Here is a 26,747-nt window from a genome sequence, read left to right as displayed (position 1 = left end):
GTGGTCGGAGGCGTCGTCGACTGGAACTGGCTGAAGAACCTCCAGATCTCCCCCGAGGTCCACGTCCGGGAGTCGTTGGGGCTGCCGGACCCGTCGACCGGGCTGGGCGTGTGGTCGCCGTCGAACGCCGCCCACTGCACCGGGTAACCGGCCCGACATCCCGAGTAGGTCGTGGTGATGTGGGTGAGGCTGCCCCGGCTCGGCTCGCGCGGGCTCTGCGCGGTGCAGCCGTTGTTCCGGACGAACGTGTCGCGCAGCTGCCGGCCCTGGGAGATGTTGAGCACGCTGTCGTAGATGCCGTGGATGCCGAAGTAGGCCACGGGCTGCGTACCGCCGTTGCATCCGCTGAGGTTGGCGCCGGACAGGACGGTGACCGCGCGGATGACGTCGGGCCGGGCGCAGGCCACCGCGTAGCTCATGGCTCCGCCGTAGCTCCAGCCCAGTGCGAAACGCTGGGTCGTGTCCACGCAGAGGTCGTTCTCGACCTGCCGGGAGATGTCGTCGAAGAGGGTCAGGTCCCGACCGTTCGTGTTGGCCCAGCCGGCGTTGAGACCCTGCGGCGCGACGAAGATCGTGCTGTTGTTCGACAGCGGCTGGAGCCCGTAGTAGCCCGCCGAGGTGACGTTGTTGGCCGAGCCGTTCAACCAGTGGAAGGCGAAGACCAGGCGGTACTGGCGGTTGCGGTCGTACCCGTCCGGAATCCGCAGGTTGTAGGTACGGCTCTGTCCGCTGCTCTGGATCGTGCGCGTGCCGCTGGTCAGCGTGGGGGCCTTCCCGCAGCCGGCGGTCGCCGCGAGGGTGCCGTTCGTCGCCGCCACCGCTTCGCGGAGGCCGCCGTTCAGCGCGCCGCCGGCGGTGGCCGCGAGCAGGACCGCCGCGGCCGCGATGGATGTGAGGAGGTGCCTTCGTTTCGGCATTGCGTGACTCCTTGCGATTGGGCGTCAGGTGCCGGTGGTGGGGTGCGATGCCTGTCGCCTGCGGCCACTGGGCCCAGATGCCGTGTCACGCCGAGGACTGCTGCCTGCGGCGGGCGTCGGAAGCTGGGCACGCGGCCGAAGCGACGTCGTCCGGCGACCAACAGGGGTCGCCGACATCGACGGAGTGGCCCGGACTGGTCACCGACCGGTAGGCGGTGGAGGGTCGGCGTCCCTCGACGCGTCCTCGCCGGCTGGCTCAGGTGACCGGGAGCGTGCCCTTCGCTCCCCGGGCAAACATAGCAGGTTATCGATAACAAGCCGATCCGGGCCCGCTGAGCAGGAGGGGCCGTAGCAGCCCGGCAGAGGCAGTTCGCGTTAACACGGCGCGGGCCGCAGGGGCGGTGATCCTCGTGCCCGGCGATGATCGTCCGGGTCTCGTAGGCTCCAACAGTGACGAGCAGTCGAAGGCGGATCATGGCGGATGTCCTGGAAGCGGCGGAGAACGCATCGCCAGTCGAGGCGGTTGAGGCGGTCACCCGGGAACTCGGTACGGCGCTCGGCGCACGTACCGTCGCTTTCCTGATCGCGGACCTCAGCGGCCGGGCGCTGGTCCGGTTGGCCCACGTACCGCTCGGTGGAGCCGGCGAGGGACGCCGGGCCGGTGACGAGGTCGCCACTGTGGTGCCGTTCGACGGCGGCCTCGCCGAGCAGGCGCTGCGCACTCAGACGGTGCAGGTCGCCCCGCGGCCGGACGGCTGGACGGTGTTGGCGCCCGTCACCGACCGTGGCGAGGCGATCGGCCTGCTCGAGATGAGCCTGCCGGACGAGCCCACCGCGTCGACGCTCAAGGAGATCGGCCGTACCGCACACATGCTGGCGTTCGTGGTGATCGCCAACCGACGGCACACCGACCTCTTCGAGTGGGGGCAGCGTACGACCCCGTTCACCCTGTCCGGGGAGATTCAGCGCCGCCTGCTGCCCGGTTCGTTCACCTGCGAGGGCAGTGCGTTCACCCTCTCCGGCTGGCTCGAACCGGCCGCCAACATCGGCGGGGACACGTTCGACTACAGCCTCGGCCGCGACGTGCTGCACTTCAGCGTCACCGACGCGATGGGCCACGGGGTGGCCAGCGCGCTGACGGCCACGCTGGGCGTGGGCAGCCTGCGCAACAGCCGTCGTCGTGGGGCCGGGCTGGCGGAGCAGGCCGATACAGCGAACGCCGACCTGGCACAGAACGCCAGTGTTCCCGGCAGTTACCTCACCGCCGTCCTCGGCCGGCTCGACCTGCGCACCGGGGTGTGTGCGCTGGTCAACGCGGGGCACGTGCCGCCGATGCTCATCCGCGACGGAGACACCGGACACTGTCGCTCCCCGCCGGCTTCCCGCTGGGCATGTTCGCCGAGGCCGACTGCCACGCCGGCGAGATCACGCTGCGATCCGGCGACCGCCTCGTGGTGATCACCGACGGGGTACGCGAACGCAACGCCGCCAGCCTGGACCTGCCGGCGATGTTGCGGTCGATCGCCGATCTGCATCCGCGCGAGGCTGTCCGGGCGTTGGCCGACGCCGTGCTCGAAATCAGCGGACCCACCCTGGCCGACGACGCCACCCTGTTCGTCCTCGACTGGCACGACGGGCACGACGGAAATCGACGGACCAGCGGTGGCGCCGACCAGGCACGCGCCAGCAGCGCACTGCCCGACTGACTACCGGACCGTCGTGTCGTCCGCGACCGGCACATCGGCCTCGGCCGCCCGCACGTCCTCATGGACACGCATCACCCGATCCACCGATGTGACAGTCAGGACGGTCCGCACGGCGGGCTGCACCGCGGCGAGACTCAGCCGACCACTCACCTCACGAAACGCCTTGAACATCACCACCAGCGCGCCCAGCGCGCTGGAGTCCATGAACCCCACGTCGGCCAGGTCCACCACCACGTGGCGGTCACCAGCCTCGATCAGCCGTTGCAGAGCGTCACGCAACTGTGGGGCCGTCGCCATGTCCAACTCGCCGTGCACCTCAAGCACGGTGCAGCCGCGGCCCGGCCGGACCGACAACTCCAGATCCACCACAACCCCCCAACGCCGGCAACCCCACTTACCCTATTCGGCTGACGGACGAACCCCCTCCGACCCGTTTCCGCCGGCCGCCGACGGTAGCGCCCCGGCCGCCCAGGCGCTCGCCACGTCGTGTGGGGCACCGGTGCGGAACAGCGGCGGCTCGTGCAGCAGGAAGTCTCGGTGGCTGATGTTCCAGGCGTACGCGCCGGCCATCGCGAACGCCAGCACGTCACCCACGGCGACCGGCCCGGCGGTGGCCGAGCGGGACAGCACGTCCTTCGGGGTGCAGAGCTGCCCCACCACGGTGAACGGACCGCCGTCGGTGCGCGGACCGTCGGCACCCCGGCGCCGGTGCACCCGGAACGGCTGCGCGTGGCCCTTGGCCGCCGGCGTACGCAGATGGTGGGTGCCGCCGGCCACCACCACGAACCACTCCCCGTAGGAGCGCTTCACGTCGATGACCTCGGTGAGGTACGACCCGCAGTAGACCGTCACCGACCGGCCCGGCTCGATGCGCAGCCGCACGCGCGGGTACGTGTCGGCGATCTCCGCCAGCGCCCGGCCGTAGCCGGCCCAGTCGAAGCGTGCCTCCGGGTCGGCGTAGTCGACGGCCATGCCTCCGCCGACGTCGACCTCGGCGGCGTCGACCTCGGTGACCGCCCAGCGGACCACGGCGGCGGCGACCGCGCCGGCGAGTGGGGCGTCCAGCCCGCTGGCCAGGTGGGCGTGGACACCGCGTACCTCGACGCCGGCGGGTGGACGGCGGGCACAGTCGACCGCGTCGGCCGGGTCCATGCCGAACGGGCTGGGCCCGCCACCCATGACCAGACTCGCGCCCGGGGCGTCGACCGGCAGGTTGACGCGCAGCAGCACCTGGGCGGTCCGGCCCGTGGCGGTGGCCATCGCGCCGAGCCGACGCAGTTCGGTAGGTGACTCGACGTGGATCCGGCGCACCCCGGCGTCGAGGGCGGCGGCCAGGTCCGCGTCGGTCTTGCCGGGCCCGGCGTACGCGGCCGGTCGGTGGTCGGGCAGCACCTCGGCGAGTCGGCGCAGCTCGCCGCGACTGGCGGCCTCGAACCCGTCGACGACTCCGGCGAGGGTGCGAAGCACACCCGGATCGGGGTTGGCCTTGACCGCGTACAGCAGCTCGACCGGTCGGGGCAGGGCGTCCCGCACGGACCGGGCGTGCGCGGCCAGCGCGTCGAGGTCGTGCACGTAGACCGGCCGGGTCACCGTGGCCCGCCCAGCGGGTTCGGCACCGGCACGAACGGCGCGACACGGTCGGCGTCGCGCCGCCACCGGACCAGCAGGTTCGCCTTGGCCACCAGCGGCTCCCCGTTCAGCAACGCCCGCAGCTCGGGCGGATCGTCGAGGTTGGCGGCCACCGCCGCGACGACCGCGCGCAGCTCCCGCCACAGCCGCGGTTCGATCCCGGGCCGCGCGTCGGCCAGCGCCCCGCACACACCGGCCAGGTGGTTGACGAACAGGCAGTACACCACCCGGCGGTGGGCCGCCGACGTGTCGTACCCGACCTGCGGGGGGACGCCGTCCGGCCAGGTGGCCCAGCGGGCGGTGTCCAGTTTGACGCCCTCCAGGTCGCGCAGCAGCATCCGGACCGGCCGACGCTCCCGGTCGAGCACCACGACGACGTTCTGCAGGTGCGCCTCGTGCACCACGCCGTGGTCGATCCAGAAACGCAGCACCGCCGGGACCAGCAGATCGACGTACGCCCGCCACCAGGCGACCGGATCCGGGACCGCCAGCGGCGCGGCGGCCAGCGCCGCCGCGAGGACCGGGACGTCCCCCGGCCGCAGGTGCGGGCGCAGGCCGGTGCGCAGGATCGTCCCGTACGCCTCGTCCATCCCGGGGACGTCGACCGTGCGGTAGGCGGGTTCGGCGAGCAGCCCGACCCCGGCCGGCATCGGCACCCGGGCCAGCAGGTCGGTCAGGGCCACCGCGCCGGTGAGTTCGTACCTGGCGTTCTTGCGCAGGCAGTTGGTGATCCGCACGTGCAGGCTGGTCTTGACGAACAGGTCGGCGTCGGGGGCGTAGACGGTACGGACGCTGGCCGTCGGCCGTACCGGCACGCCGCCCTCCCCCAGGTCACGCAGCCGGGGGTGCGTCGGCGGGATCAGCGACAGCTGCCAGGGGTGCACCGGCAGCACCCGGTGCCCGGCCGGGGCCCGCGGCGGTAACAGGGCCGCGAGCAGCGGATCGAACGGCCCGTCGCCCGCCACGAGATCGTCCGGTACGGCGAGCCAGCGCAGCCGGAACGCGGTGCGCAACTCCGGGGCGTACCCCCGCCAGCCGTCCGGGGCGCCGCTGCGCCACTTCGGCGCGGGGTGGTGCGGGTGGCCGAAGACCAGCGACTGTTCGGAGTCGACGTACGCGTCGACGGCGGCGTCGCCGGTGGGAGTGGGATCCTTCGCCGGTCGTTCGGCCAGCAGGCGGGCCACGGTGTCCCGGCTGGCCCGGACCTGGTCGACGAACTCGTCGTTGGCCAGGCCGGTACGCGCGGCCAGTTCCGCCGCGACCAGGCCGGCCAGCGTGTCCGCGTCGAGGTCATCCCACCGGCCGCCGTCGGTCAGCCGCTGCACCGGGCCGAGGTATCGGTGGGCGCCGAGCGGCGAGGCTCGCGTGACGGCGCAGCGCAGCGGGACGTCGAGGTGCCGCAGCAGCAGATGCGCGGCGCTGTCGAGAATGCTCGTGTCGCCGGCGGGGAGGCCGATCTCCCGGACCAGGCAGCCGTAGACGGCGTGGGCGGCGGCCAGATCGGCGAGTTGGCGGGTGTCGGCACCCGGCCGGGAGCGCAACCGGGCGGTCGTCATGGTGTCTCCCGCAGGTAGTTCGGGCCGGTGCGCAGGTAGTACTTGTTGATGTCGGTGCAGCCCAACCGCTGCTTGGGCAGCAGGGTGCCGGCGGTGAGCATCCCCTTGACCGGCAGCCGGGCGGCCCGCAGGACCCGTTCGGTGAAGGACCGCACCTGCGGCCCCTCGCCCCAGCGGTCGCGGGCGGCGGCCAGCCGGGGCGTCAGCGCCTCGGCCGGTGAGGGTACGGGCAGGCCCTGGGCGGCCAGGGCGAGCAGTGGCGCCGCCGCGGCGAGGTGCAGGGTGATGGTGATGAACACGTCGGCCAGCTCCTGCGGATCGCGGACCCACATCCGGTCGTCGGCCAGCGCCGGCCCGCCCGGGCCGCGGTGCCGGGCGTCGAGCCGGGCGCCGTCGTTGTCCTTGTAGAGCAGGCCGACAGTGCCGTCCGGGTGCACCAGCAGGTGGATGTTCTGTGGATGCGCTTCGAGGGCCACGCCGTGCCGGAGCCAGAGCAGGACGTGCCAGTCGAGCAGCAGGTCCAGATAGGACTCCAGCAGGGCCAGGGGACGTCCGGCGCTGACGCGTTCGAGGACGGTGCCGGCGACCGGATCGGGTGCGACGAGGGCCGCGACCGGCACCACCTGGGCGGCGGCGAGATCGCGGGGGAACCGCCGCAGCAGGAAACTCCGCCGCTCGTCGCCGTCGACGTGCGCGTGGGTGCTCTCGTCGGCGTGCCGGATCCGGCCGGCGAACGCCGGTTCCGCGGCGGCGATCCGATCGAGCAGCCCGGCGACGGCCGCGCCGTCGGCGAGTGAGCCCGGGTGCAGCGTCCGCCGGTTCCGGGCGCCGAGGCTCGCGGTGGGCAGCGGCAGCTTCAGGTGCAGGTACGGGTCGTGGTCGAGCGCCACCGTCCGCATCGACAGGGTGGGCCGTACGGAGATCTCCGGCACCTCGACCACGGGCAGCGGGTCACGTGTCGTGGTCAGCGGATGTGCCGGCATCAGCACCTGGTCCGGACCCGGCGCGGGCGGCCACCACGACGGGAGCGCGCCGGCGGTTCGCACCTGCCCGGCCGGGGCCGCGTACCAGCGCAGCGGGAAGCGCGGGGCGTGCTCCGGGGCGTACCGGAGCAGGTCGTCGTCGCCGAGGCCGTGCCGGCAGCGGTCGGTGGGGTAGACCGGGTGGCCGTGGTGGGCGGCGAGCACGTCGTCCAGGAGCGCCGCCGGCATGCCGGTGGAGGTCGTGGCGCGCTCGGCGGTCACCGCGGCCAGGACCCGTGGCCGGGCGTCGGCGGCGAGTCGACGGGCGCGCAGGTCGGCACGACACTCGGCGCCGAAGGCACGCCAGCCGGCCTCGGCATCGGTGTCGCCGTGCGGGGCGAGCAGCGCCAGCAGCCCGTCCACGGTGTCGGTACGGCGAGGGCCCGCCTCGTCGACGATGTACACCGCCGCGGCGGCGCTGCGCAGGGTCTGCTGGAAACCGTCCGCACGGACGGGGATGCGCAGCAGCCCGGCGCGGTGCGGCACCTGCCACCAGTGCGGTCCGTCCGGTCGTCCACGGCTGAGCAGACCGAGGTGGTCCTCGCGCAGCAGGGCGTCGAGCACCCGGGCGAACACCTCCCGCTCGCAGTCGTCGCTCACTCGGCAATCGTCCACTGAAGACCGTCACGGAAGGTGGCCAGGGAGGCCCGGACGCTGTCCTCGTCCGGGCCGATCGCGTGCAGGACGGCGAGATAGTCACGGTTCGTCCCGGTGTGCTCGGCGACCCGACCCACCTCGCGCAGCGGCCGGCAGCCCAGCCGGACGTCGCCGTCGACCAGGTCGAGCGCGCCGGGAGCGGCGACGAGCCGTCCGGAGGAGTGCGCGCAGACGTACTCGACCCGCGCGTGCCGGTCGACAGCGGCCGGCAGGTCGAGGGCGGTCAGCGGCTCGCCGAGGTGCAGCCGGATGACGTACTCGAACAGCGGCACGCCGAGCAGCTCGGCGAGGATCAGGTCCATCCGGTCACCGATGAGGCGGTAGTTCACCTCGATCAGGCGGACCCGGCCGTCGGAGACGACGTACTCGGTGTGGCAGGCGCCGAATCCGACACCGAGCGCGTCGAGCCGGGCCCGCAACTGCGTCTCGATCTGCTCGGCCGGGGGCGACCAGTCCAGGCTCTCCTCGGTGAAGGTCGGCGGCGGCCCGAGTCGGGTACGCCACCCGCCGGTGCCGGCCAGCGCCGTGCCGTCGCCGAGGGTGTCGTAGGTCCGCAACTCCCCGGTCAGGTACTCCTCGACCACGAGCGCCACGTCCGGCCGTCGGCCGCGGATCTCGGCGACCCGGGTGGCCAGCTCCCGGTCGTCGGCCACCAGATAGGCGTCCTCACTGGCCACCCCGGTGCGGGGCTTCACCACTGCGGGGAACATCCCGCCCGGGACGGTGGGGGGCGCACCCGGGTCGAGGGCGACCGCGCGTACCCGATCGAGCCCGGCGGCCGCGATCACCCGGCGGGCCTCGGCCTTGTCCTTGCAGAGCCGGGCGGCCTCCGGGTCCTTGCCGGGCAGGCCCAGCTTGCGCGCGGCGGTCGCGGTGGCCTCCTGGAGGTGGTCGCTGTTGGACAGCAGCGCCGCCGGACGGTCCGCCGCCGTCGCCGCGACCACCGCCGCCGCCTCCCGGACGGCGCATCGCTCCACCGTCACCGTGGGCGGCCACCTCTCCGGCTGGTCGGTCAGGACGGTGACCGGCAGCCCGAGCGACGCCGCCGCCGGGAGGAACCCGTCCAGGACGGCGTCGGTGGGGTTCAGCGCGGTGATGTACAGCCGCATTAGGGCAGCCTACCCTTATTAGACGGATATGGGTCGATCTGCCCGGTACAACAATCCGGCGGCCACCAACCCCCCGAGCAGGACCGCTCCGGCGCCCACCAACTGCCCGGTCTCCAGCGCCGAGGCGAACGCGGCCGTGACGGACTCCCGCTCCGGCCCCGCCCGCGAGGCGGCGAGGGCCGCCGGGAACGAACCGGCCCCGGCCAGGGCAGCCGGCAACAGCGCGGCGAACCGGGCGTTCAGCACGGCGCCCAGCACCGCGATGCCGAGACTGCTGCCGACCTCGGTCATGGTGCCGTCGACACCCGCGCCGGCGCCCGCCTTCTCCGCCGGGATCGCGCTCATCACCGCCTCGACGATCGCCGGATTCGCCAGGGCGCACCCGACGCCCATGACGAGCAGCCCGCCCAGCAGCACCCCGTAGCCGTCGGACGGGACGACCGTGACCACCGCGAGACCCGCCGCCAGCAGCGTCATGCCCACCGCGATGGCCGCCGCCAGGCCGAGGCGGCGGATCGCCGTCGCGGCGACACCACTGACGTTGAGCAGCACGATGGACAGGGCGAAGGGCGCCATCCGCAACCCTGCCTCCCAGGCCGGGTAGCCGCGGACGAACTGGAGGTGCTGGGTGAGCAGGAACAGCGCGCCGGTGGCACCGAACGTGATCAGGACGACCCCGGAGACCGCACCGACGAAGCGCCGGTCCTGGAAGAAGTGCATGTCCAGCATCGGGTGCGCGGTCCGCCGCTCCCAGCTGACGAAGAACCCGAGCAGGAGTACGCCCACCACGGCCGCGCCGAGCACCCCGACGGACGCCCACCCCCGCTCGGGCCCGGAGATGATCGCCCAGACGACGGCGGTCAGGCCGGCGGTGGAGAGCACCGCGCCGAGCACGTCGAGGCGCCCGCCGACCGGGTCACGGGACTCCGGTATCAGCGCCCGGCCGACGAGCAGGCAGACCACCACGATGGGGACGTTCATCGCGAAGATGGCACCCCATGGCAGGTGCGCGAGGATCGTGCCGCCGATCGGTGGCCCCACGGCGAAGCCGAACGCGCTGGTGGCCGCCCAGATGCCGATCGCCCTCGACCGCTCGGGGCCGTCGAAGACCTGCATGGCCACCGCGAGCGTCGAGGTGACCAGCAGCGCGCCACCGACGCCCATCCCGGCCCGGGCGGCGATCAACTGACCGCTGGCGCCGGCCAACGCGGCGGCCAGCGAGCCGACGCCGAACAGGACGAGCCCGGTGAGCAGCATCCGGCGACGCCCGTACCGGTCGGCGGCGCTTCCGGCGGTGAGCAGCAGCCCGGACAGCACCAACGCGTACGCGTTGATCATCCACTGCACGTCGGCGGTGGTGGCGTTCAACTCGGTCGTGAGCACCGGCACCGCCACGGTCAGGATGGTGTTGTCCAGCACCACGACGAGTTGGGCGACGCACAACACGGCCAGGATCAGCCAGCGGCGCGGGAGCCGTGTCGGTGCCGTGGCGGCGGTCGCCGGTTGAACCGTGGTCACGCGGCTGCCCGCACACCGTCGGCCGACGGGCGGGCGGTGGCCGGCCCGTCGACGGGGCCGACGGCGCGGGGGAAGCGCCGCTGGTGGGCGAGGCCGAGGACCACCCCGGCGGCCACCAGGACGATGGCGGCGACCGCGACCGAGGGGTAGCCGATCCGCTCCGCGGCGGCCAGCGCGACGGACGCGGCCACGAACGAGCAGATGAGCCCGAACGAGGACAGGACGGTGAAGTCGGTGCCGCCGGTGCCCGGCCGGGAGTAGTCCATGTTGACCGTGTAGAGCACGACGTTGGCGACGGTGTACGCGACCATGAAACAGCAGAGCGCGGCGACCGTACCGCCCAGCGGCGCGCGGCCGTTCATCAGCGGCAACAGCAGCAGCGTCGACACCGCGAGAGCCGCGCCGCCCACCACCAGCACCGCGCCCCGCCCGAACCGCCCGATACCCAGCCCCGCCACGAGACCGGCCACGATGGCCGGCGCGCTGATCACCACGCCGGTGACCACGCCGATCCGGCCCAACGACCAACCGGCGTCGACCAACGCCGGGGTGACCAGCGCGTACGCCATGCCGGCACCGACGTAGACCAGCGGCACCACGCCGAAGGTCCACCAGCGGCAGCCCGGCTGGCCGAACACCGACAGCAGAGCCCGGTACGCCGTACCGACCCGGGCGACCCGGTCGGTACGGGCCGGTTCCCGGAACCGCCACACCACCAGCAGGCCGACCGCCGTCAGCGCGGCCAGCAGCCCGATCGCCGACGCCCAGCCGAACCGGTCGTAGACCAGGACGCACGCCCCGCCGCCGAGCAGGTTGCCGAGGTAGCTCGCGGCCACCTGGATCCCGTTGCCGGCCCCCCGAGTCGACTCGCTGAGCAGTCGAACGGCGACCGCGTCCACAGCGATGTCCTGGGTGGCGGAGAAGAAGACGTACGCGGCGCAGATGGCGATGACCGGGCCGAGCGCGTCGGCCGGACGGGAGAACGGCAGCAGCGCCAGCAGCGCGAGGACCAGGGCGCCCTGGAGGACGAGCAGCCAGGACCGGTAGTGACCTCGGTGCCGGGAGCCGTACCTGTCGAGGATCGGCGCCCAGAGGAACTTGATGGGCCAGATCAGGCCGACGACCTGGAGCAACGCCAGGGTGTCCAGTGAGGTGCCGCCGTCGCGCAGGATGGCGGTCAATCCGATGGTGATGAACCCGATGCCGAGGTACTGGGTGACGTACAGCGCGGTCAGGGTGCCGAGCCGGCCCCTCATGCCGCCTTCCAGTAGCCGAGGGATGTCAGCCGGTCCTTGTCGACGCCGAGCGTCCGCCGGATGTGTCGGGTGATGCCGCGGGTGCTGGCCGCCTCGCAGGCCACCCAGTAGTGGCCGGTGTCGCTGGCCGGCAGGGCCGCGCAGACCGTGTCGACGAGGTGCTGACCGGCGTCCCGCCGGGGCACCCAGGTGATGTCGTGGTGTGCTCGGGCTCGTGCGGCGAGCGCCTTCTCGCCCTCGTGGGCGTACTCCAGCCAGACCGTCGCCGGGATGTCGGCGCCGGCGTCGAGGAGGCTGTTCACGGCGGGCAACGACGCCGCGTCGCCGACGAGGTAGAGGTGCTCGGGCGCGGGGTCGGGCACCTCGAACGCGCTGCCCTGGACGGTCGCGCCGATGGTGTCGCCGACCTGCGCGGTGGTGGCCCAGCGGGCGGCGCAGCCGTCGTGGATGGCGAATTCGAGACTGAACCGGCCGGTCGCCGGGTCGGGGTCGACCAGAGTGTACGCGCGCTGGTGTGCCCGGCCGTCGTTGTCGAACCACAGCCGGATCCACATGGTGGGGTGGACGCCGCACGCCTGCAGCAGGCCGCCGCCGTCCAGGAGCAGCCGCTGGTAGTGCCCTTCGACCGACTCGGTGCCCAGCACGGTCAACCGAAAGTCCCGGCCTCCCATGGCCTTGAGGACCAGGGCCTCCCAGTTCCGTTTCACGTACCCCTCCAGGTAAGGTCAGCCTTCGTTAGGGGAGGGTAACCTAAGTTGGGCGCTCGGCGGAACAAGCGAACCCCTCTCGTTACGCCCCGTCGCGGGCCCCGCACCGCCACCCCGAAGCAAAGGACAGCGCCCCGATGACGTACCTGGAGAAGCTCGACGGCCTCGGCGAGCTGTCGTTGCTGGCCGTGGATCCCGACCGGCACTCCGCGCTCCTGCACCGCTGGGTCACCCAACCCCGCAACTCCTTCTGGGGCATGGGATCGCACACCCAGGACGAGGTCCGTGAGATCTACGCCTTCGTCGACAGCCTGCCGACGCACCACGCGTACCTGATCACCCTGGACGACGAGCCGGTCGGCCTGTTCCAGACGTACCAGCCCGAGGCGGACCCGGTCGGCGAGCGCTACCGCGTCCAGCCCGGCGACGTCGGCATGCACCTGCTGCTCAGCCCCGACCGGCAGCTCGCCCGAGGCCTCACCACCGCCGTCGGTCCCGCCCTCGCCCGCTTCCTGTTCCGCGACCCGGCCGCCCAGCGGATCGTCGTCGAGCCCGACATCCGCAACCACCTCGCGCTCCGCCGACTGGAGATCGAGGGCTTCACCCTCGACTCGGAGATCGACATGCCGGACAAGCGTGCCCAGCTGGCGTTCCTCACGCGGGCCCGATTCGAGGCGGACCACCCCACGCCGGTCTGACCGCCGGCCGCCGGTCAGCGGTTGCCGGTCACGTCAGAGCCGCGACGGCGCCGGCGACCCGCCAGGGCACGGTCACCGTGCCGCCTGGAAGGCGCGCCCGACCATGGTCACGTCGGCTCCACTCCGGAACAGCCCGGACCGGTCCTTGTCGGTGGCGGGCAGACCGAACCAGGCGTAGCGCTGCACGTACGGGAGTTGACCCAACATGGTGGTGGCCGCCGTGAGGAAGGCGGCCTGCTGCTCCTGGCTAGGGAACTGCTGGCCGCCACCGCCGAAGCGGATCAGCGCGAACTCGGTCAGCCAGATCGGCTTGCGGTACCGCTGGTACACGTCCTGGAGATACCGCCGGAGCTGGTCGACGGCGGTGCTGGTGGTGAAGTCGGCGCCGAACCAGTGCAGGGTGACGAAGTCGACCCGATGCCCACGGGCCTCCGCGCCGGACATGAAACGACCCAGCCAGCCCTGCGGATCGTCACCGCCCCAGGCGACCGCCGGGCTGCCCAGCTTGCTGCCCGTGGCCATCAACCGCGGCCACAGGTCCAGTGCCTGCTCGACGGTCAGGTTGGACTGTTCGGGCAGGTCCGGCTCGTTGAACGTGAGCAGGTACGGCCCGGCCGCCCGGGCCCGGGCCAACTCGGGCGGGGTGACGTTCTCCGCGCCCCGGATCATCGGCACGAAGGTCACGCCCGGCGGGGTGGTGATGCCCTGATGCTCGGTGCCCCAGGTGTAGTACCAGCCGGCCTTCGAACCGGCCAGCGCCCGGCTGACCCCGTCGAAGGCCCACACCCCGACGCCCTTGCGCGCCGAGCTGACCGCGGGCGCGACCGGTGCCCGTGACGACGGCCGCACGCTCGGCGTGGGCGTGGCGCTCGGGGTGGCGACGGCGGTGGGTGCCGCGGACGGCGGAGCGGCCCACGAGGGCGCGGGCGGATCATCCGGCCGGACCACCAGCGTGGTGATGGCGAGGACGACGGCGGCGGCCCCGACGGCGAGCGCCGGGAGCAGGCCACGGGGCCGGTTCAGCGCGAGGTTGACAAGCGCGTTCCCGCCGTCGCCGTCGGTGGGCACCGCACCGGCCGGGGTCGTTCCGGCGGCACCCCCGGTCGCCGGGTCCGAGGGCTGGTACGCGACGACCGGCGACGCGTCCGGGGCGGCACCCGGCAGGTGCGCGCCCAGGCCGGCCGGCAGCGGCAGCATCGGCAGGCCGGCGAGAAGCCGGTCGATCGGCAGGAGGGTCGTCCCCAGCCGTCCGCAGAACGCGCAGTCCCGGACGTGCCGGGCCAACCGTTTGCGCCACAGTGGATTGGGGACGCCGTCCCACTCGTCGGTCACGGTACGCAGGTCCGGGCAGCCGGGGCGCACCCGTAGCGCACGGACGACGGCACGGGCCGTCTGGATCTGGTCCTTCATCCGGTGCACCCGCACCGCGACGTGCCCCGGGGAGAGCCCGAGCGCCTCGGCGACCTCGGTCCGGTCGAGCGCGCCGGTCTCCTCCAGCCACCAGAGCGAGAGCAGCACCTGATCGTCCGGGTCGAGCCAGCGGGTCGCCTCGGCGACCTCACGCCGCTGGTCGGTGAGACCGAGCCGGAGGATCGTCATCGCCGCGAAGTCGGAACCCGGGTCGGGCACGTTGTGGATCGCGTCCAGCCCGGCGTCGCGGCTGAGCGCGACACGTCGGCGCTGCTCCCAGTCGCGCACCTGGCGGATGGTGATCGCCACCAGCCAGGACCGGAACGCGGCCGGGTCGTTGAGCCCGGGCAGGTGCCGGATCACCCGTACCAACGTCTCCTGGACCACGTCGTCGACGTCGGCGTGGCCGCGCAGCGCACGCCCGACGATGTTGTAGACCAGCGGGAGCGAGGCTGCTACGACGTCGTTGAGCGCGCGCTGGTCGCCCTGGCGGGCGGCGACGACCGACCCGACGTCGGGTAGTCCCCGACCGGCTGACGACATGGGTCTCACTCCTTCTGCGCTCATCGTCGAGGGTGGGCGTGGTGCGTGCTGACCGCCCCCTGATCGGAGACGCGCGAGGGCCGACCGGATTACGAAAATTCTCCGGGTAGGCCGTGGGTCGGATGCGACCCGGGGCGGCCGTCAGGTTCCTCCGGCGACGCATGACGGTGCCGACGCCGGGTATGGTGCGGTGTGTCGGTGTCGCCGGGCGCTCGCCCGTGAACGAGACACCCTGATCGGGCGCCGGGTGCACACCGGCTCGTCACCAGGTCGTGCGGCGAGTCGCCGAGACCCGGACACACACTCCCTTCGCGGAAGACAGGAACCCTGCATGACTTCGAATGACCACGATCGGCCCGCGTTGTTTCTCGCCACGTCGAACGGCGACGGGACCGACGGGTCAGCGGTGACCGTCGACGGCAGCGAGGAGGCCATGCGACGCCTCCGTCATCCGTTCGCGGTGACGCCGGCCCGGCCGACCGGCACCGTGGACGACCCGGATCACCGCAACTGACCCGACGGACTCCCGCCCATTACACGCGGGCCACTCCACCAGCGCGACATCGTACTTTCGGCTGGCCATCAATCACTCTTTCGGGTAGTGTCCCGTTCATCAAGTGAACGACATGACGCGGTGGTGAGGCCCGTGCTCGTGGCCTGACGACAGCGCACCACGCCCGTTACGTGCGCCCCGGCGGCAGCCGGTTCGGAGATCTTCCGGTCGACCCGATCGACGGGCACGCGCGGGAGGTCCCACCTGATGTCCACCACCTTCACACCGGCGATCAGCACACGCGTCGGCCAGCGAAGCACCAGCCAGAGTCCGGACGACCTCCTGGCCGTGCTGGCGGCGACCCCGAGCGACGACCCACGCCGCCCGGCACTGCGGGACCGCACCATCGAGGCGTGGCTGCCGCTCGCCCGGCACCTGGCACGCCGCTACGCCGGACGCGGCGCACCCGACGACGACCTGATCCAGACCGCCGCGGTCGGGCTCATCAAGGCCGTGGACCACTTCGACCCCAGCCGGGGCGTCGACTTCAGCGGGTACGCCATCCCCACCATCATCGGCGAGATCAAGCGGTACTTCCGGGACCGCACCTGGGCCGTGCGGGTGCCCCGCCGCCTCCAGGAGCTGCGCATCTCGATCAGCGCGGCCAACAGCACCCTCACCCACACCCTCGGCCGCCTGCCCACGGTGGCGGACATCGCGTCCTACCTCGACGTGTCCGAGGAGACCGTCCTGGAGGGGTTGGAGGGGGCGCGCGCCTACCGGGCCACGTCGCTGTCCACCCCGATGGGCGCCGACGGCAGCCGGGAACTCGGCGACACCCTCGGCGGCGACGACCACGAGTTCGACATCGTCGAGATCCGCGTCGCCCTGGGCCCCGCCCTCGCGTCGCTGCCGGAGCGCGAGCGCGAGATCCTGAGCCTGCGCTTCCACGGCAACCTGACCCAGGCCCAGATCGCCGACCGGATCGGCGTCTCGCAGATGCACGTCTCCCGGCTGATCACCCGATCGTTGGCGGCACTGCGACACCACCTCTCCGACGACAGCGCCTTCTAGGGACAGGACCAAGGATGACCCTGCACATCGATATCTCCGGCAGGACCGCGCTGGTCACCGGGTCGACCCAGGGGATCGGGGCGGCCATCGCCACCGGGCTCGCCCGCGCCGGCGCGCGGGTGGCCGTCAACGGCCGTACCGCCGCCAGCGTCAAACGCGCGGCGGACGCGTTGCGCGGGGAGGTCCCCGGCGCAGACGTGGTCGAGGTGGACGCGGACGTCTCCACCGACGAGGGGGCGGCGCGGACCCTCGACCTGCTGCCCACCGTCGACATCCTGGTCAACAACCTCGGCATCTTCGGGCCCACCCCCGCGCTGGAGATCTCCGACGACGAGTGGCGTCGCTACTTCGAGGTGAACGTGCTGGCCGGCGTCCGGCTGACCCGCGCGTACCTGCCCGCCATGATGGAACGCGGCTGGGGGCGGGTGCAGTTCATCGGCAGTGACTCGGCGGTCGTCACCCCGACCGAGATGATCCATTACGGCGTCTCGAAGACGGCCCTGCTCGGCGTCTCCCGTGGCTTCGCGAAGGCCGCCGCCGGCACCGGCGTGACCGTCAACTCGGTGCTCGCCGGGCCGACCCACACCGGCGGCGTCGAGGACTTCGTCGCCGAACTCGTGGGCGACAGCCTCCCGTGGGAGGAGGCGCAGCGGGAGTTCATGCGGCTGCACCGGCCGCAGTCGCTGCTCCAGCGGCTGATCGAGCCCGAGGAGATCGCCAACATGGTCACGTACCTGGCCTCGCCGCTCGCCTCCGCCACGACCGGCGCCGCCGTCCGCGTCGACGGCGGGTACGTCGACGCGATCGTCCCGTGACGGCTGGTCGTCAGAACTGCACGACGCGACCCACCCGCGGCGGCGTACGGCCGGCGAGGACGTCGAGCCACGCGTCCCGTAGGGCCTCCGGCCCGGCACCGACCTGGACGTCGAGCCACCCGTCCACCGCCGCGATGAAGCGCCGCCACGCCTCGGTGAACCGCTTGTCGAGGCCGTCGCGCCCCCAGTCCTGACTGCGTTTGCGCATCTGGACTGGCGCGAAGAACACCTCCTCGGCGGCCTCGGCGTTCGGCGTCTGGTTGGTGAGGCCGACGGCGATGTCCCGGACCAGGCGGTCACCGAGATGCTGGCGCAGGGCGGCGCGGGTGGACGGCGCTCCGGACAGGTCGAGGTAGACGGTCGGGACGGCGTCGAGCGTGCCGATGTCGTCGTACGGGACGACCTGGTCGTAGCAGCCGAGCGATCGGGTGAACGCGAGGTTGCCGGGTGAGGTGAGCCCGACGAGGCTCGGGCCACGGCCGTGCAGTTCGAAAGCGGCGGCGTACGCGGTCTTGCTCGACGCCGACGACAGCAGCAGCGACTCCGCGCCGTAGAAGCCGTTGTCGACGACCTGGTCGGCAAGCATGAACGAGGTGAAGAACAGCGGCCGGAACAGGATCAGCAGGTCCTCCTGGTCCGGCCGGTACGCCGGGTCACCGCTTGTCGCGCGGTACGCGTTGTACGGCGAGGGCAGCTCGGCCCGGTGCGGGCTCGCGTCGCGGAATCCGGACGCGTCCACCCGGTCCGGTCGCACCAGCAGGTGACCGGCGGGCGGCAGGTATCCGTACACCCGCTGGCCCACTTCGACGCCCGCGACGGTCGACGCGACCACCTCGGCGAAGCCCCAGAGCGGGAAAAGCCCCCACTCCGGCGCGAGTCCGCGCGGACCGGGCGGGAAGAACTCCCAGTACCGCATCGCGTCGCCGAGCACCGCGTAGGTCACGTTGTTGGCGGTGAGGCCGACGCGGTCGACCCGCAGGAGCGCCTCCCCCTCGGACGGATCGGCTGTCGCGCCGTCGACGAGCGTGCACCGGCCGAGGTCCGCGCGGGCCACGGCGAACGTCCAGGAGGGAGCCATGGACCGACGCTAGACAGCCCCTGGAACGGAGACAAGTGCACTTGGAGTGCAAAATCCCACTCGCTATGGCGACCGGGTGGTCAGCGCGCTGAGATCCCGCAGGTGGGCCAGCGGAGTGTGCGGCGGCCGCCATTCCAGGAACACCGCCGTGGCGTCGTCGTCCAGCTCGTCGTTCTGGTAGGCGACGACGGCGCGCACCAGCCGTCGCATCGTCTCCGGGCTGGGCAGACCGTCGTTGAGGGCGCGGTTGACGAAGTCGACGAGCCGTTCCAGCCCGAACCGCTCGCCCTCGAGACTCCGCGCATCGGTGATGCCGTCGGTGTACGCGAGGATCCGGTCACCGGGGTGCAGGTCCTCCACGTGCACCCGAGGGCGCCGGCCCGACAGGTGACCCAGGCCGAGCGGCAACGCGGTCGGCCCCGGCAGCTCCCGGATGGCCTTGCCGTCGCGCAGCAGCATGGCCCCGGGATGCCCAGCGTTGATCATCCGCAGTCGCCCGGTGGTCCGATCCAACTCGGCGAGCAGCCCTGTCGCGAAGAGGTTCGGATGCTCCGAACGCACCCACCGGTCGATGCTGATCGCGGTGTCGACCAGGTCGAGACCGCACCGGCGGGCGTTGCGGTACGCGCTGACCACCAGCGAGGCCAGGGTGCTCGCCTTGATGCCGTGCCCACACGTGTCGAACAACCCGATGCTGAGCACGTCACCGTTCAACGCGTAGTCGAAGATGTCCCCGCCGACGTCGTAACAGGGCTCCAGGATGGCGGTGACCACCATGTCGTCGGTGGCGAAGGTCAGTGGCGGCAGCAGCCCCCACACGATCTCGGCGGCGACCTGCATCGGCAGCCGACGGCGCATCCGTTCGACCACGTCGCCGTAGAGCCGGCGGTTCACTAGGATCTGGGCGACGGTGACCGCCACCTCCCAGGCCGGACCCTCCGTGGCAGGGTCCGCGGCGGCCGGCGTGACGACCTCCAGCACGCCCATCCGTTCACAGCCGAGCAGCAGCGGTACCCAGATCCGGTCGGGATTGTCCGGGGCACGCTGGACGTCGAGGGTGGTGAACGCCCGACCGGCGAGGGTGGTCTCGATCGGCTGCTCGTCCCGGTCGAGGCCCGCGCCGAGCAGCGGCACGAGCAGGGACTGCGTGTAATCGGCCAGATAGACCACGATCTCGGTGGCATTGATCGCCGACGCGGCACCGGTGATCAACAGAGGCAGGTCGTCCGGCCCTCCCTGGGGTGCGTTGAGCTGCAACGACCGCACCGCGTTGCCGGCGTCCACCACACTCCACCTCCCCCTGTCCTCCCCCATCCTGCCCTGCCCGGGCCGGAATCCGTTCGACGGGCTTCGGGTAGCCCACGGCGTCTCATTCGTCCCAGGCACCTCACCCATTACGCCAACCCTGGTCGGCCAGGTGCGCAAGAGTCCGTTTTGTTGCAAATGAGGTTTTCGTGCGGTTAGTCGCCGCACGACCGGCGTCTGGTGAGATGCCTTCGCGAAAGGGCACATCGTGACAACCAAACTGATCCGCCATCCGCGACGTGCGGCCCTGTCCGCACTGGCGGCCATCGCCGCCAGTGGCACGGCCCTCGCCGTGCTGCTTGTCACGGCACCGGCGCGAGCGCGGCCGAAGCACCGGTCGGCCTGGGAACGGCGGCGAACTTCTCCGTACTGGCCGGCTCCACCGTCACCAACACCGGGCCGAGCTTCCTCGCCCAGAGCCTCGGCGTCAGCCCCGGCAACACGGCGCCCGGCTTCCCGCCCGGAATCGTGGCCGGTGAGATCCACCTGGGCGACGCCGTCGCGCTCCAGGCCAAGAACGATCTGACCACCGCGTACAACGACGCGGCCGGTCGCACCCCGTTCACCAACCTGCCCGCTGAGCTGGGCGGCACCACGCTGACCCCCGGGGTCTACCGGCTCGGCGCCGCGCAACTGACCGGGACGCTGACGCTCAACAGTCAGGGCGACCCGGCGGCGGTGTTCATCTTCCAGATCGAGTCCACCCTGATCACGGCCTCCAACAGCAGCGTCGTGTTCATCAACGGCGCGTCGCCCTGCAACGTCTACTGGCAGGTCGGCAGCTCGGCCACGATCGGCACCGGCACCCGGTTCATGGGCAACATCCTGGCCCAGACCTCGATCACGATGAACACCGGTGCCACCCTCCAGGGACGCGCGCTGGCCCAGACCGGCGCCGTCACCCTCGACACCAACACCATCAACGCCCCCGTCTGTCTCCAGCCGACAGGCACTCCCACCCAGCCCACCGGCACGCCCACGGGCACACCGACCGGCACGCCCACGGGCACACCGACCAGTACGCCCACGGGGACACCGACGGGCCAGCCCACCGGCACACCGACCGGGCAGCCCACCGGCACGCCGACCGGGCAGCCCACGGCCAAGCCCACCCGCACCGCGCTGCCGGTCACCGGCGGCAGCGGCGGCGGCACCCTGCTGCCCGTCCTCACCGGGATCGGCAGCATCGCCGTCACCGTCGGCGCGGCCCTGCTGCTCCTCTACCGACGCCGGACGTCCGAGTCCTGACGGGTAGGCCCCGGCGGCCGGTGACCAACCGGCCGCCGGGGCACCACCGTCAACCACCCTCAACCGCCCGCCGGTGGCGACTCCACCATCGCGGCGACGAGGGCGGCCAGCGGCACGGAGGCGAAACCGACACGGGTGTCGCTCGCGCCGTACGGGAACCACAGCTCGCCATCGTGGACGAGCCCCCCGCAGGAGTAGACGACATTCGGCACGTACCCGTCCCGGTCGGTCTCGTCGGGTGACAACAGCACCCCGGGAAGGTGCGCGACGACCCGCTCCGGCCGGTGCAGGTCGAGCAGGAGCGCACCGATCGCGTACCGACGCATCGGCCCCACGCCGTGTGTCAGCACCAGCCAGCCGGCGTCGGTCTCGATAGGTGAACCGCAGTTGCCGACCTGGATCAGCTCCCAGCTGTCGCGGGGTCCGTGCAGCCCGACCGGTGACCGCCAGCGGTTCTCGCCGTCCAACTCGGTCAGACCGATGGTCTCGCCGTCGGCACGGCACAGAGCCAGGTGCCGGCCGCCGACGGTACGGGGAAACAACGCGATCCCCTTGTTACGGGCACCCGGGCCGCGCATCGGGGTCATCTCGAAACGGCGCAGGTCGGTGCTGGCCAGCGCCCGGGTGGCGATGCTCCGGCCGTCGTAGGCGGTGTAGGTCGCCCGGTAAACCGGCCCGGAGTCGTCGACGAACCTGACGAACCGGGCATCCTCCATGCCGTTGCTCTCCGCCGGAGTGGTCGGCCACAGCACCCGTTCGTGCAGGGCCGAATCGGCGGGGAACGTCGTGGCGTAGCTGGCGGCATTGGTGCGGCGTACCTGTTCGAGGGTGCCCAGGCCGGTGCTGCGGGACAGCAGATCCGGGGGCAGGTGACCGAGCACCCGCTCGAAGGTCGCCTCGTCGTACCGGTCGGGCAGGGCGTCCAGCACCGTCGCGGTGACCTCGTTGTCGCAGTCCTCCTCGGCCAGACCGGCGACGAGCAGGTCCCGGCGGTGCCGTACGCCCAGCCGCTGCCCCACGGCCAGCGGACCGGGCCGGTCGGCGACGGTCAGCAGGTGTCCGGGGCCGAGCACCGCGGTAGCGAACCCGATGGACGACACGTGTCCCTCGCCGATCTGACGCAGACTGACCGCGACACGCAGTTGCCCGTCGACCAGGCCGGTCTGGTCGGGGTGGGGCACCATCGACGGGTTGCACAGGGCGGCTGACTCGACGGCGTACTCGTGGCTGAAGTACGCACCGACCAGGAGCCGGCTGGTCGGCGAGAGATCCCGGGCGCCGGACGCGCGATGCCGCACGAGGTCATAGTGGTGGTGGAACGTGCCGACCAGGTCGCGGTGTCGGGCATCGAACCGGCCGAAGGTGTCCCGTAAAAGCCGGCCGGTCTCCTCGTCGTCGAGGTGCGCCACCCGGTTGATCAGCGCTCGCGCACGGGTGCGTACCACCGCCGCGTCCTCACCCGGGACGAAGAGCTTGACGATGACCCGGCGTGGATCCGGGGTGAGGACGACGTCCCGCCGTACGGCGCGGATCCCGGTCACGACCACCGCCGCGCGTGTTGCAGGGTGGAGATGAGCGCCAATGTGGACTCGGCCCCCTGGTTGAGGTTCGGTCCGTGTGCGGTCAGCCCGTCGTAGCCGCCGCCGGTCGCCGGATCCCACATCGGCGTGCCGACGTCGTTGTCACCGAGGAACCACCCGACGGCCTGCCGTATCCCGGTCTCCCAGTCAGGATCACCGGTGACCGTGGCGGCGGTGGCGCAGGCGTCGGCGAGCGCGGCCACCTCGATCGGCTGCTGGTCGTGGCGCAGTCGTACCGCCCCGCGTCGCCAACCTCCGGCGGGCACGACCGACAGGCGTCCGTCGTGGAGTTGGACGCCCCGCAGCCAGGTCAACATCCGAAGACCGTCGTCGAGTGGTGGGCCACCGTGCCGCAGCTGACTGGCGGCGATGACGACCTCGGCGAGGGCGGGGTTGGCGTACGTCAACTGCTGACGCGGCCAGGACCAACGCGGGTCGTCCCCCACCGGGCCGACGGCGCTGGCCGCGTCCGCCAGCAGTGCGGCCGCGGTGATGTGCCCCGGGTGCCGGCGCAGCACCTCGGCCGCGCCGAGCCCCGCGAAGGCCATCGCGTGTGGTGCCGGGGAACGCCGGGTGGCGCCCCGGCTGAAGGCCACCAGCGCCTCCTCGCGCACCCACGAGGCGGGGCTGCGCGAGACGGCGGTGCCCAGCCCCCACAGGGCCCGGCCCCACCAGTCGCCGACCCCGGGTTCGTCGGTCCAGCGCCTGTCGTACCCCAGCCGGTTGTGGAAGGCGCCACCGGCGTCCTGGGCGTGGGTCAGGAACGCCAGGTAGCGCTCCGCGAGCTGAAGCACCGCTTCGGTCGGCTCGGGCTCGCGGCTGGCCACGACCAGCCCACGGGCCACGTCGTCGGTGCAGTAGCCATGCTCGCGGCGGACGATGGCGTGCCGGGCGTGCTCGAACAGGCCGGTGTCGTCGGTCATCCGGTTCAGGTGCGCGAAACTCGGCGCGGGCGCCGTCGACCAGCGCCGGACGGCCGGGTGGCCGGTGGTCGCGGTCACACCGACGCCGCGCTGACCGCGGGCGGGCGGACCTCGACGAGCTGCTCGGCGAGGGTGCCGTAGCGGGCCGCCACCGCCGGCCAGCGCAGATGCGCCGCCAGTGGCCGGACGCGGCCGGCCAGTCGCGCGCTCAGGCCCGGTTCGGTGAGGATCCGCCGGACCGCCGTGGCCAACGCCGCAGGGTTCTGGTGAGGTACGACCAGACCTGGTCCACCGGTGAGCAGCTCGACGGCGTGCGGGAACGCCGTGGCCACGACGGGCACCCCGGCGGCCACCGCCTCGATGAGCACGCCTGAGGTGACCTGCTCACGGGAGTCGTAGGGCAGCACGACCACGTCGGCGGAGCGGATCAACCGCCCCAGAGACTCCTGGTCGTGGTAGACGTCCTGGTAGTCGACGGCGTGCGAGACGCCCAACTGGGCGCCGAGCTGGTGCAGTCCCGCCCGGTACGTCTCACCGTGGTGCTCGATCACCTTCGGGTGGGTGCGGCCCGCCACCGTGTAGGTGGGTGTCGGCTCCAGGTCCTGCAACCGCGCGAGCGCCCGCAACGACCACTCGATGCCCTTGCCGGGGCCGATCAGCCCCCAGGTCAGCAGGTGCGGGCGGGCGCGCCTGTCGACGGGTACGCCGGAGAGCTCGGCGGCACCGTGCGGAATCACCGTCACCTTGCCCGGCGGCACGGCGTAGCCGACGAGCAGCCGGTCCCGGGCTGTGTCGGTCATCGTGACCACCGCCCCGGCGGTGGCGACGATCCGCTCCAACAGGGACTTCTGCCGGGCGGAGGGCAGACGGAGCACGGTGTGCAGGACCACGATGCTCGGCACGGTGAGCCGACGCAGCAACGGCAGGACGTCCTCGCCGTCGTTGCCCGGATAGATGCCGTACTCGTGCTGGACGATTGCCACGTCGAAGGTGTTCAGGACGGCCGCGGCGTCCCGCCAACCGGCCGGGGTACGCGCCGACCACGTGTGCACGACCCCCGGCCCCGGCCGCTGGTCGTCGCCGTGGTCGGTGACGCGGACGATGCCACCGCGCGTGCCGTCGGCGGTGAGCTGGGCGGCGAGGGCGGAGTTGAAGGTGGCCAGTCCACACCGTGTCGGTGGGTGGGTGCTGAGGAATCCGTAGCTGGGCATCGAACGTTGGGCCTTCCGGTTGTCGGCCGCCACCTGGGTACGGGGGGCGAGCCTCACGCGGTGAGGGCGCACGCCGGCCAGCGTGTGTGGCCGGCGCAACGGATCTGGCGGCGGTTCAGCCGTGGACGAGCTGGTCGTAGACGGCGAGGTAGTCGGTGACCATCCGGTCCGCGCTGAAACGCTGCTGAGCCCGCTCCCGGCAGTCGGCCCGGTCGAGGGCGGCGGCCCGGGTCACCGCGTCGACGGCCTGCTCGACGCTGCTGACGAGGAATCCTGTCACCCCTTCATCGACGACCTCCGGCATCGAGCCGCGCGCGTACGCGACGACCGGAGTGCCGCAGACCATCGACTCCACCACCGACAGGCCGAACGGCTCGTCGAAGGCGATCGGGTGCAGCAGTGCCGCGCTTGCGCCGAGCACCTCGGCCCGCCGTCGCGGCCCGACCGAGCCGAGGAAGACGACCTGGTCGCCGTCGATGTGCGGGGCCACCTGCTCGGCGAAGTACCGCTCGTCCTGGACGATGCCGCAGATGGTCAGGGAACGGCCGGCGCGGCGGGCGATCTCGATGGCGGTGTGGGTGCCCTTGTCGGGGTGGATCCGGCCGAAGGCGGCCAGCCCGGGGCCGGCCTCGCCTGTGAACGGCAGCCCGCTCACGTCGACGCCGTGGTGCACGGTCGCGACGTAGTCGAGCTCCGGAGCCCGGTCCGCGTCGGAGATCGACACGTAGGACGAGCGGGCCCGGGCGTACGCGGGCAGGATCCCCGCGCCGGAGAAGCCGTGCACGGTGGTGAGCAGCGGAGCGCCGCAGTGCTCCGCGAAGGCCAGCGGCAGCCAGTCGAGGTGGCTGTGCACGAGGTCGAACTGCGCCGAGCGGGCCAGCGCGTGGGAGACGTGCATCGCCTCCCACACCCGCCCGTCCATGTCGGGGGCGTCCGCGTACCCCCGGGGGCTCACGCCGTCGAGCTGGGCGGAGGTGACGGAGTCAAGGGTCGCGAAGAGGGTCACGTCCACACCATGACTGACCAGCCCCTCGGCGAGCAGGCCGGTGACCTGCTCCCACGGGCCGTAGTGGTGCGGGGGCGTACGCCAGGCGATCGGGCCGAGGAGCGCGACCCTCACGGGGACGGCGCGTCGGCGAGGTCGGCCGGGTCGAGGTGCAGGGTGGCGAGCAGCCCGGAGTGCTTGGCCGGGTCGACCCGCTCCGGCAACTCCCGCTCGACCCAGTCGGCCCGGGCCTGCTGGCCCCGGTCACGAAGTGCGCTGACGATCCTGTGTCGGGCGATTCTCATCTGGTGCTCCCCCTGGTTGGGCGTGCGGTCGTGTGCGTGGACGGTGTGCACGCGCGGGTCGGATCCCACCACCGGCCATCACGGCGAATCCGAATGTGCGGTGACCGGTGAATCCGACGGCGGGGACGTGGTCGGCGATGAACCAACACGACCAGCACGTCGCGGCGATGGGGATGACGATCGGTAAGGCCCTGACGGGCTGGTGGCGACGGCATCTGCGGCCACCGGAGGCCCCGGGCGACATGTCCACCGTACGCCCTTTCGGTGCGGGCTGCATCGGCAGCCGCTGCCGGGTGCACCGGAAAGTGCCTGCCCAGCGGTGCCGGCCGTGGAGGCGTACGCTTGCCGTACTCGCCGCCGCACACCCATCGGCCCGGTCGCCGACTCCCCGTGGCACCGTTGGCCGGCCTTTCCGCACCGGCACGACGGCCCCCGACAGCGTGTCGCTGGCTCACCCCTCGCTCCGCTCACGCTGACGCACGCAGACGGTCGGCTCCCCGGGGTACCCCCATCGGAAGGCGGCGGTTCGTCATGACCGCACCCCGTGACAGGCACGTCCCAGCCTCCACCATCAACGGGAACGACGGCCCCGCCGATGCTCGCCCGATGCCCCGCCCGCCCGCGGCGCGGCGTTCGCGGATCGGGGACCTGTGGATCGTCGCCGTGGTGTTCGCGGTCGTTCTCCTGCTGCTTCTGATCTTCGTACTCCAGAACGGACAGCGTGCCGAGGTGACGTTCCTCGGGGCACACGTGGCCCTGCCGACAGGCGTGGCGTTGTTGCTGGCGGCCGTGATCGGCGTCCTGCTCGTCGCTCTCCCCGGCACCGCCCGGATCCTTCAGCTGAGGATGCGCAGCCGGCGTTCGGCGAGGCCACCCGCCGATCGACCCCTGCCCGTCGCACCAACCCCGCAGACGTCCGGAGCCAACCGGCCCCCGCCACCGTCCGTTCAGGAACGCTGACCCCGCCCTGTCCGTCACCGGACGACACGACGGCTCGACCGC

At 72.4% G+C, this 26,747-nt stretch carries 23 protein-coding genes and 1 pseudogene; 7 read left to right on the top strand and 17 right to left on the bottom strand.

Annotated elements, in window-relative coordinates:
- Nucleotides 1-917, bottom strand: a 917-nt coding sequence (locus FHG89_RS08380; RefSeq protein ID WP_139583791.1) for a CE1 family esterase, incomplete at its 3' end; no start/stop codon positions are given.
- Nucleotides 918-1,391: 474 nt separating this feature from the next.
- Here FHG89_RS08380 and FHG89_RS08375 point away from each other — a divergent pair.
- A pseudogene (locus tag FHG89_RS08375) lies at nt 1,392-2,623 on the top strand (PP2C family protein-serine/threonine phosphatase).
- On the opposite strand, the gene FHG89_RS08370 reads toward FHG89_RS08375, so the two are convergent.
- From FHG89_RS08370 to FHG89_RS08335, 8 genes are read right to left on the bottom strand one after another with little or no spacing between them, the layout of a single operon-like run.
- Nucleotides 2,624-2,989, bottom strand: coding sequence for an STAS domain-containing protein (locus tag FHG89_RS08370; RefSeq protein ID WP_341874250.1), 366 nt, complete (start codon nt 2,987-2,989; stop codon nt 2,624-2,626).
- Between the two features lie 33 nt (nt 2,990-3,022).
- Entirely contained in the window at nt 3,023-4,213 is a 1,191-nt protein-coding gene (locus FHG89_RS08365; protein ID WP_139583789.1) for an alanine racemase, read from the bottom strand.
- Complete coding sequence (locus FHG89_RS08360) at nt 4,210-5,808, bottom strand: IucA/IucC family protein (RefSeq protein ID WP_139583788.1); 1,599 nt, start codon at nt 5,806-5,808, stop codon at nt 4,210-4,212. The genes FHG89_RS08365 and FHG89_RS08360 overlap by 4 nt, the downstream gene beginning before the upstream one ends.
- On the bottom strand, nt 5,805-7,430 hold the full coding sequence (locus tag FHG89_RS08355; RefSeq protein ID WP_139583787.1) for an IucA/IucC family protein: 1,626 nt from the start codon (nt 7,428-7,430) through the stop codon (nt 5,805-5,807). Before FHG89_RS08355 ends, FHG89_RS08360 begins: the two co-directional genes overlap by 4 nt.
- Nucleotides 7,427-8,596, bottom strand: coding sequence for an ATP-grasp domain-containing protein (locus FHG89_RS08350; RefSeq protein ID WP_139583786.1), 1,170 nt, complete (start codon nt 8,594-8,596; stop codon nt 7,427-7,429). Before FHG89_RS08350 ends, FHG89_RS08355 begins: the two co-directional genes overlap by 4 nt.
- A gap of 18 nt (nt 8,597-8,614) precedes the next feature.
- Nucleotides 8,615-10,114: an MFS transporter gene (locus FHG89_RS08345; protein ID WP_139583785.1), complete on the bottom strand. Its 1,500-nt coding sequence runs from the start codon at nt 10,112-10,114 to the stop codon at nt 8,615-8,617.
- Nucleotides 10,111-11,370 carry an MFS transporter gene (locus tag FHG89_RS08340; RefSeq protein ID WP_139583784.1) on the bottom strand — a complete coding sequence of 420 codons (1,260 nt, stop codon included), beginning with the start codon at nt 11,368-11,370 and terminating at the stop codon, nt 10,111-10,113. The genes FHG89_RS08345 and FHG89_RS08340 overlap by 4 nt, the downstream gene beginning before the upstream one ends.
- Nucleotides 11,367-12,077 (bottom strand): siderophore-interacting protein, encoded by a 711-nt coding sequence (locus tag FHG89_RS08335; RefSeq protein ID WP_139583783.1) that lies wholly within the window; start codon nt 12,075-12,077, stop codon nt 11,367-11,369. Before FHG89_RS08335 ends, FHG89_RS08340 begins: the two co-directional genes overlap by 4 nt.
- 137 nt (nt 12,078-12,214) lie before the next feature.
- Here FHG89_RS08335 and FHG89_RS08330 point away from each other — a divergent pair, with 137 nt between their 5' ends.
- The gene (locus tag FHG89_RS08330) at nt 12,215-12,775 is read left to right on the top strand and encodes a GNAT family N-acetyltransferase (RefSeq protein ID WP_139583782.1); all 561 of its coding nucleotides are present in this window, start codon (nt 12,215-12,217) and stop codon (nt 12,773-12,775) included.
- Between the two features lie 72 nt (nt 12,776-12,847).
- Here FHG89_RS08330 and FHG89_RS08325 read toward each other — a convergent pair whose 3' ends face one another.
- Nucleotides 12,848-14,728, bottom strand: coding sequence for a sigma-70 family RNA polymerase sigma factor (locus FHG89_RS08325; protein ID WP_139583781.1), 1,881 nt, complete (start codon nt 14,726-14,728; stop codon nt 12,848-12,850).
- Nucleotides 14,729-15,059: 331 nt separating this feature from the next.
- On the opposite strand from FHG89_RS08325, the gene FHG89_RS08320 reads away from it, so the two are divergent.
- From FHG89_RS08320 to FHG89_RS08310, 3 genes are all read left to right on the top strand, one after another.
- Entirely contained in the window at nt 15,060-15,242 is a 183-nt protein-coding gene (locus tag FHG89_RS08320) for a hypothetical protein (RefSeq protein WP_139583780.1), read from the top strand.
- Between the two features lie 246 nt (nt 15,243-15,488).
- Complete coding sequence (locus tag FHG89_RS08315; protein WP_139583779.1) at nt 15,489-16,295, top strand: SigB/SigF/SigG family RNA polymerase sigma factor; 807 nt, start codon at nt 15,489-15,491, stop codon at nt 16,293-16,295.
- 14 nt (nt 16,296-16,309) lie between these two features.
- A complete protein-coding gene (locus tag FHG89_RS08310) occupies nt 16,310-17,110 on the top strand; it encodes an SDR family NAD(P)-dependent oxidoreductase (RefSeq protein ID WP_208760903.1) in 801 nt (266 codons plus the stop codon).
- Nucleotides 17,111-17,120: 10 nt separating this feature from the next.
- Here FHG89_RS08310 and FHG89_RS08305 read toward each other — a convergent pair whose 3' ends face one another.
- Complete coding sequence (locus tag FHG89_RS08305; protein WP_139583778.1) at nt 17,121-18,188, bottom strand: DUF2855 family protein; 1,068 nt, start codon at nt 18,186-18,188, stop codon at nt 17,121-17,123.
- Between the two features lie 63 nt (nt 18,189-18,251).
- The gene (locus FHG89_RS08300; protein ID WP_244295258.1) at nt 18,252-19,472 is read right to left on the bottom strand and encodes a PP2C family protein-serine/threonine phosphatase; all 1,221 of its coding nucleotides are present in this window, start codon (nt 19,470-19,472) and stop codon (nt 18,252-18,254) included.
- Nucleotides 19,473-19,673: 201 nt separating this feature from the next.
- Between FHG89_RS08300 and FHG89_RS08295 the strand changes: the two genes are divergently transcribed.
- Nucleotides 19,674-20,741: an ice-binding family protein gene (locus FHG89_RS08295; RefSeq protein ID WP_244295256.1), complete on the top strand. Its 1,068-nt coding sequence runs from the start codon at nt 19,674-19,676 to the stop codon at nt 20,739-20,741.
- A 59-nt stretch (nt 20,742-20,800) separates the two neighbouring features.
- On the opposite strand, the gene FHG89_RS08290 is transcribed toward FHG89_RS08295, so the two are convergent.
- The 5 genes from FHG89_RS08290 to FHG89_RS32845 all read right to left on the bottom strand — a co-directional run bounded on the left by FHG89_RS08290 (nt 20,801) and on the right by FHG89_RS32845 (nt 25,745).
- The gene (locus FHG89_RS08290) at nt 20,801-22,282 is read right to left on the bottom strand and encodes a glycoside hydrolase family 130 protein (RefSeq protein ID WP_139583776.1); all 1,482 of its coding nucleotides are present in this window, start codon (nt 22,280-22,282) and stop codon (nt 20,801-20,803) included.
- Nucleotides 22,279-23,322 (bottom strand): glycosyltransferase, encoded by a 1,044-nt coding sequence (locus FHG89_RS08285; RefSeq protein WP_139583775.1) that lies wholly within the window; start codon nt 23,320-23,322, stop codon nt 22,279-22,281. The genes FHG89_RS08290 and FHG89_RS08285 overlap by 4 nt, the downstream gene beginning before the upstream one ends.
- A complete protein-coding gene (locus FHG89_RS08280; RefSeq protein WP_139583774.1) occupies nt 23,319-24,455 on the bottom strand; it encodes a glycosyltransferase in 1,137 nt (378 codons plus the stop codon). The genes FHG89_RS08285 and FHG89_RS08280 overlap by 4 nt, the downstream gene beginning before the upstream one ends.
- Nucleotides 24,456-24,570: 115 nt before the next feature.
- Nucleotides 24,571-25,575, bottom strand: a complete 1,005-nt coding sequence (locus tag FHG89_RS08275; RefSeq protein ID WP_139583773.1) for a glycosyltransferase family 4 protein — start codon at nt 25,573-25,575, stop codon at nt 24,571-24,573.
- Entirely contained in the window at nt 25,572-25,745 is a 174-nt protein-coding gene (locus FHG89_RS32845; RefSeq protein ID WP_167517360.1) for a hypothetical protein, read from the bottom strand. The genes FHG89_RS08275 and FHG89_RS32845 overlap by 4 nt, the downstream gene beginning before the upstream one ends.
- Nucleotides 25,746-26,351: 606 nt before the next feature.
- Here FHG89_RS32845 and FHG89_RS08270 point away from each other — a divergent pair.
- Nucleotides 26,352-26,705, top strand: a complete 354-nt coding sequence (locus FHG89_RS08270) for a LapA family protein (protein ID WP_139583772.1) — start codon at nt 26,352-26,354, stop codon at nt 26,703-26,705.
- The last annotated feature ends 42 nt before the right edge of the window (nt 26,706-26,747 follow it).

Source organism: Micromonospora orduensis, from assembly GCF_006228125.1.
Lineage (GTDB): Bacteria > Actinomycetota > Actinomycetes > Mycobacteriales > Micromonosporaceae > Micromonospora > Micromonospora orduensis.
The sequence above is the reverse complement of the archived record's forward strand: the minus strand, read 5'-3'. Positions and strand labels throughout refer to the sequence as shown.

Coding starts and splice junctions, on each gene's coding strand:
- FHG89_RS08360 (WP_139583788.1), bottom strand. CDS start 5,808: ATGACGACCGCCCGGTTGCGCTCCCGGCCGGGTGCCGACACCCGCCAA.
- FHG89_RS08350 (WP_139583786.1), bottom strand. CDS start 8,596: ATGCGGCTGTACATCACCGCGCTGAACCCCACCGACGCCGTCCTGGAC.
- FHG89_RS08340 (WP_139583784.1), bottom strand. CDS start 11,370: ATGAGGGGCCGGCTCGGCACCCTGACCGCGCTGTACGTCACCCAGTAC.
- FHG89_RS08330 (WP_139583782.1), top strand. CDS start 12,215: ATGACGTACCTGGAGAAGCTCGACGGCCTCGGCGAGCTGTCGTTGCTG.
- FHG89_RS08325 (WP_139583781.1), bottom strand. CDS start 14,728: ATGTCGTCAGCCGGTCGGGGACTACCCGACGTCGGGTCGGTCGTCGCC.
- FHG89_RS08320 (WP_139583780.1), top strand. CDS start 15,060: ATGACTTCGAATGACCACGATCGGCCCGCGTTGTTTCTCGCCACGTCG.
- FHG89_RS08315 (WP_139583779.1), top strand. CDS start 15,489: ATGTCCACCACCTTCACACCGGCGATCAGCACACGCGTCGGCCAGCGA.
- FHG89_RS08310 (WP_208760903.1), top strand. CDS start 16,310: ATGACCCTGCACATCGATATCTCCGGCAGGACCGCGCTGGTCACCGGG.
- FHG89_RS08305 (WP_139583778.1), bottom strand. CDS start 18,188: ATGGCTCCCTCCTGGACGTTCGCCGTGGCCCGCGCGGACCTCGGCCGG.
- FHG89_RS08280 (WP_139583774.1), bottom strand. CDS start 24,455: ATGCCCAGCTACGGATTCCTCAGCACCCACCCACCGACACGGTGTGGA.
- FHG89_RS32845 (WP_167517360.1), bottom strand. CDS start 25,745: ATGAGAATCGCCCGACACAGGATCGTCAGCGCACTTCGTGACCGGGGC.
- FHG89_RS08270 (WP_139583772.1), top strand. CDS start 26,352: ATGCCCCGCCCGCCCGCGGCGCGGCGTTCGCGGATCGGGGACCTGTGG.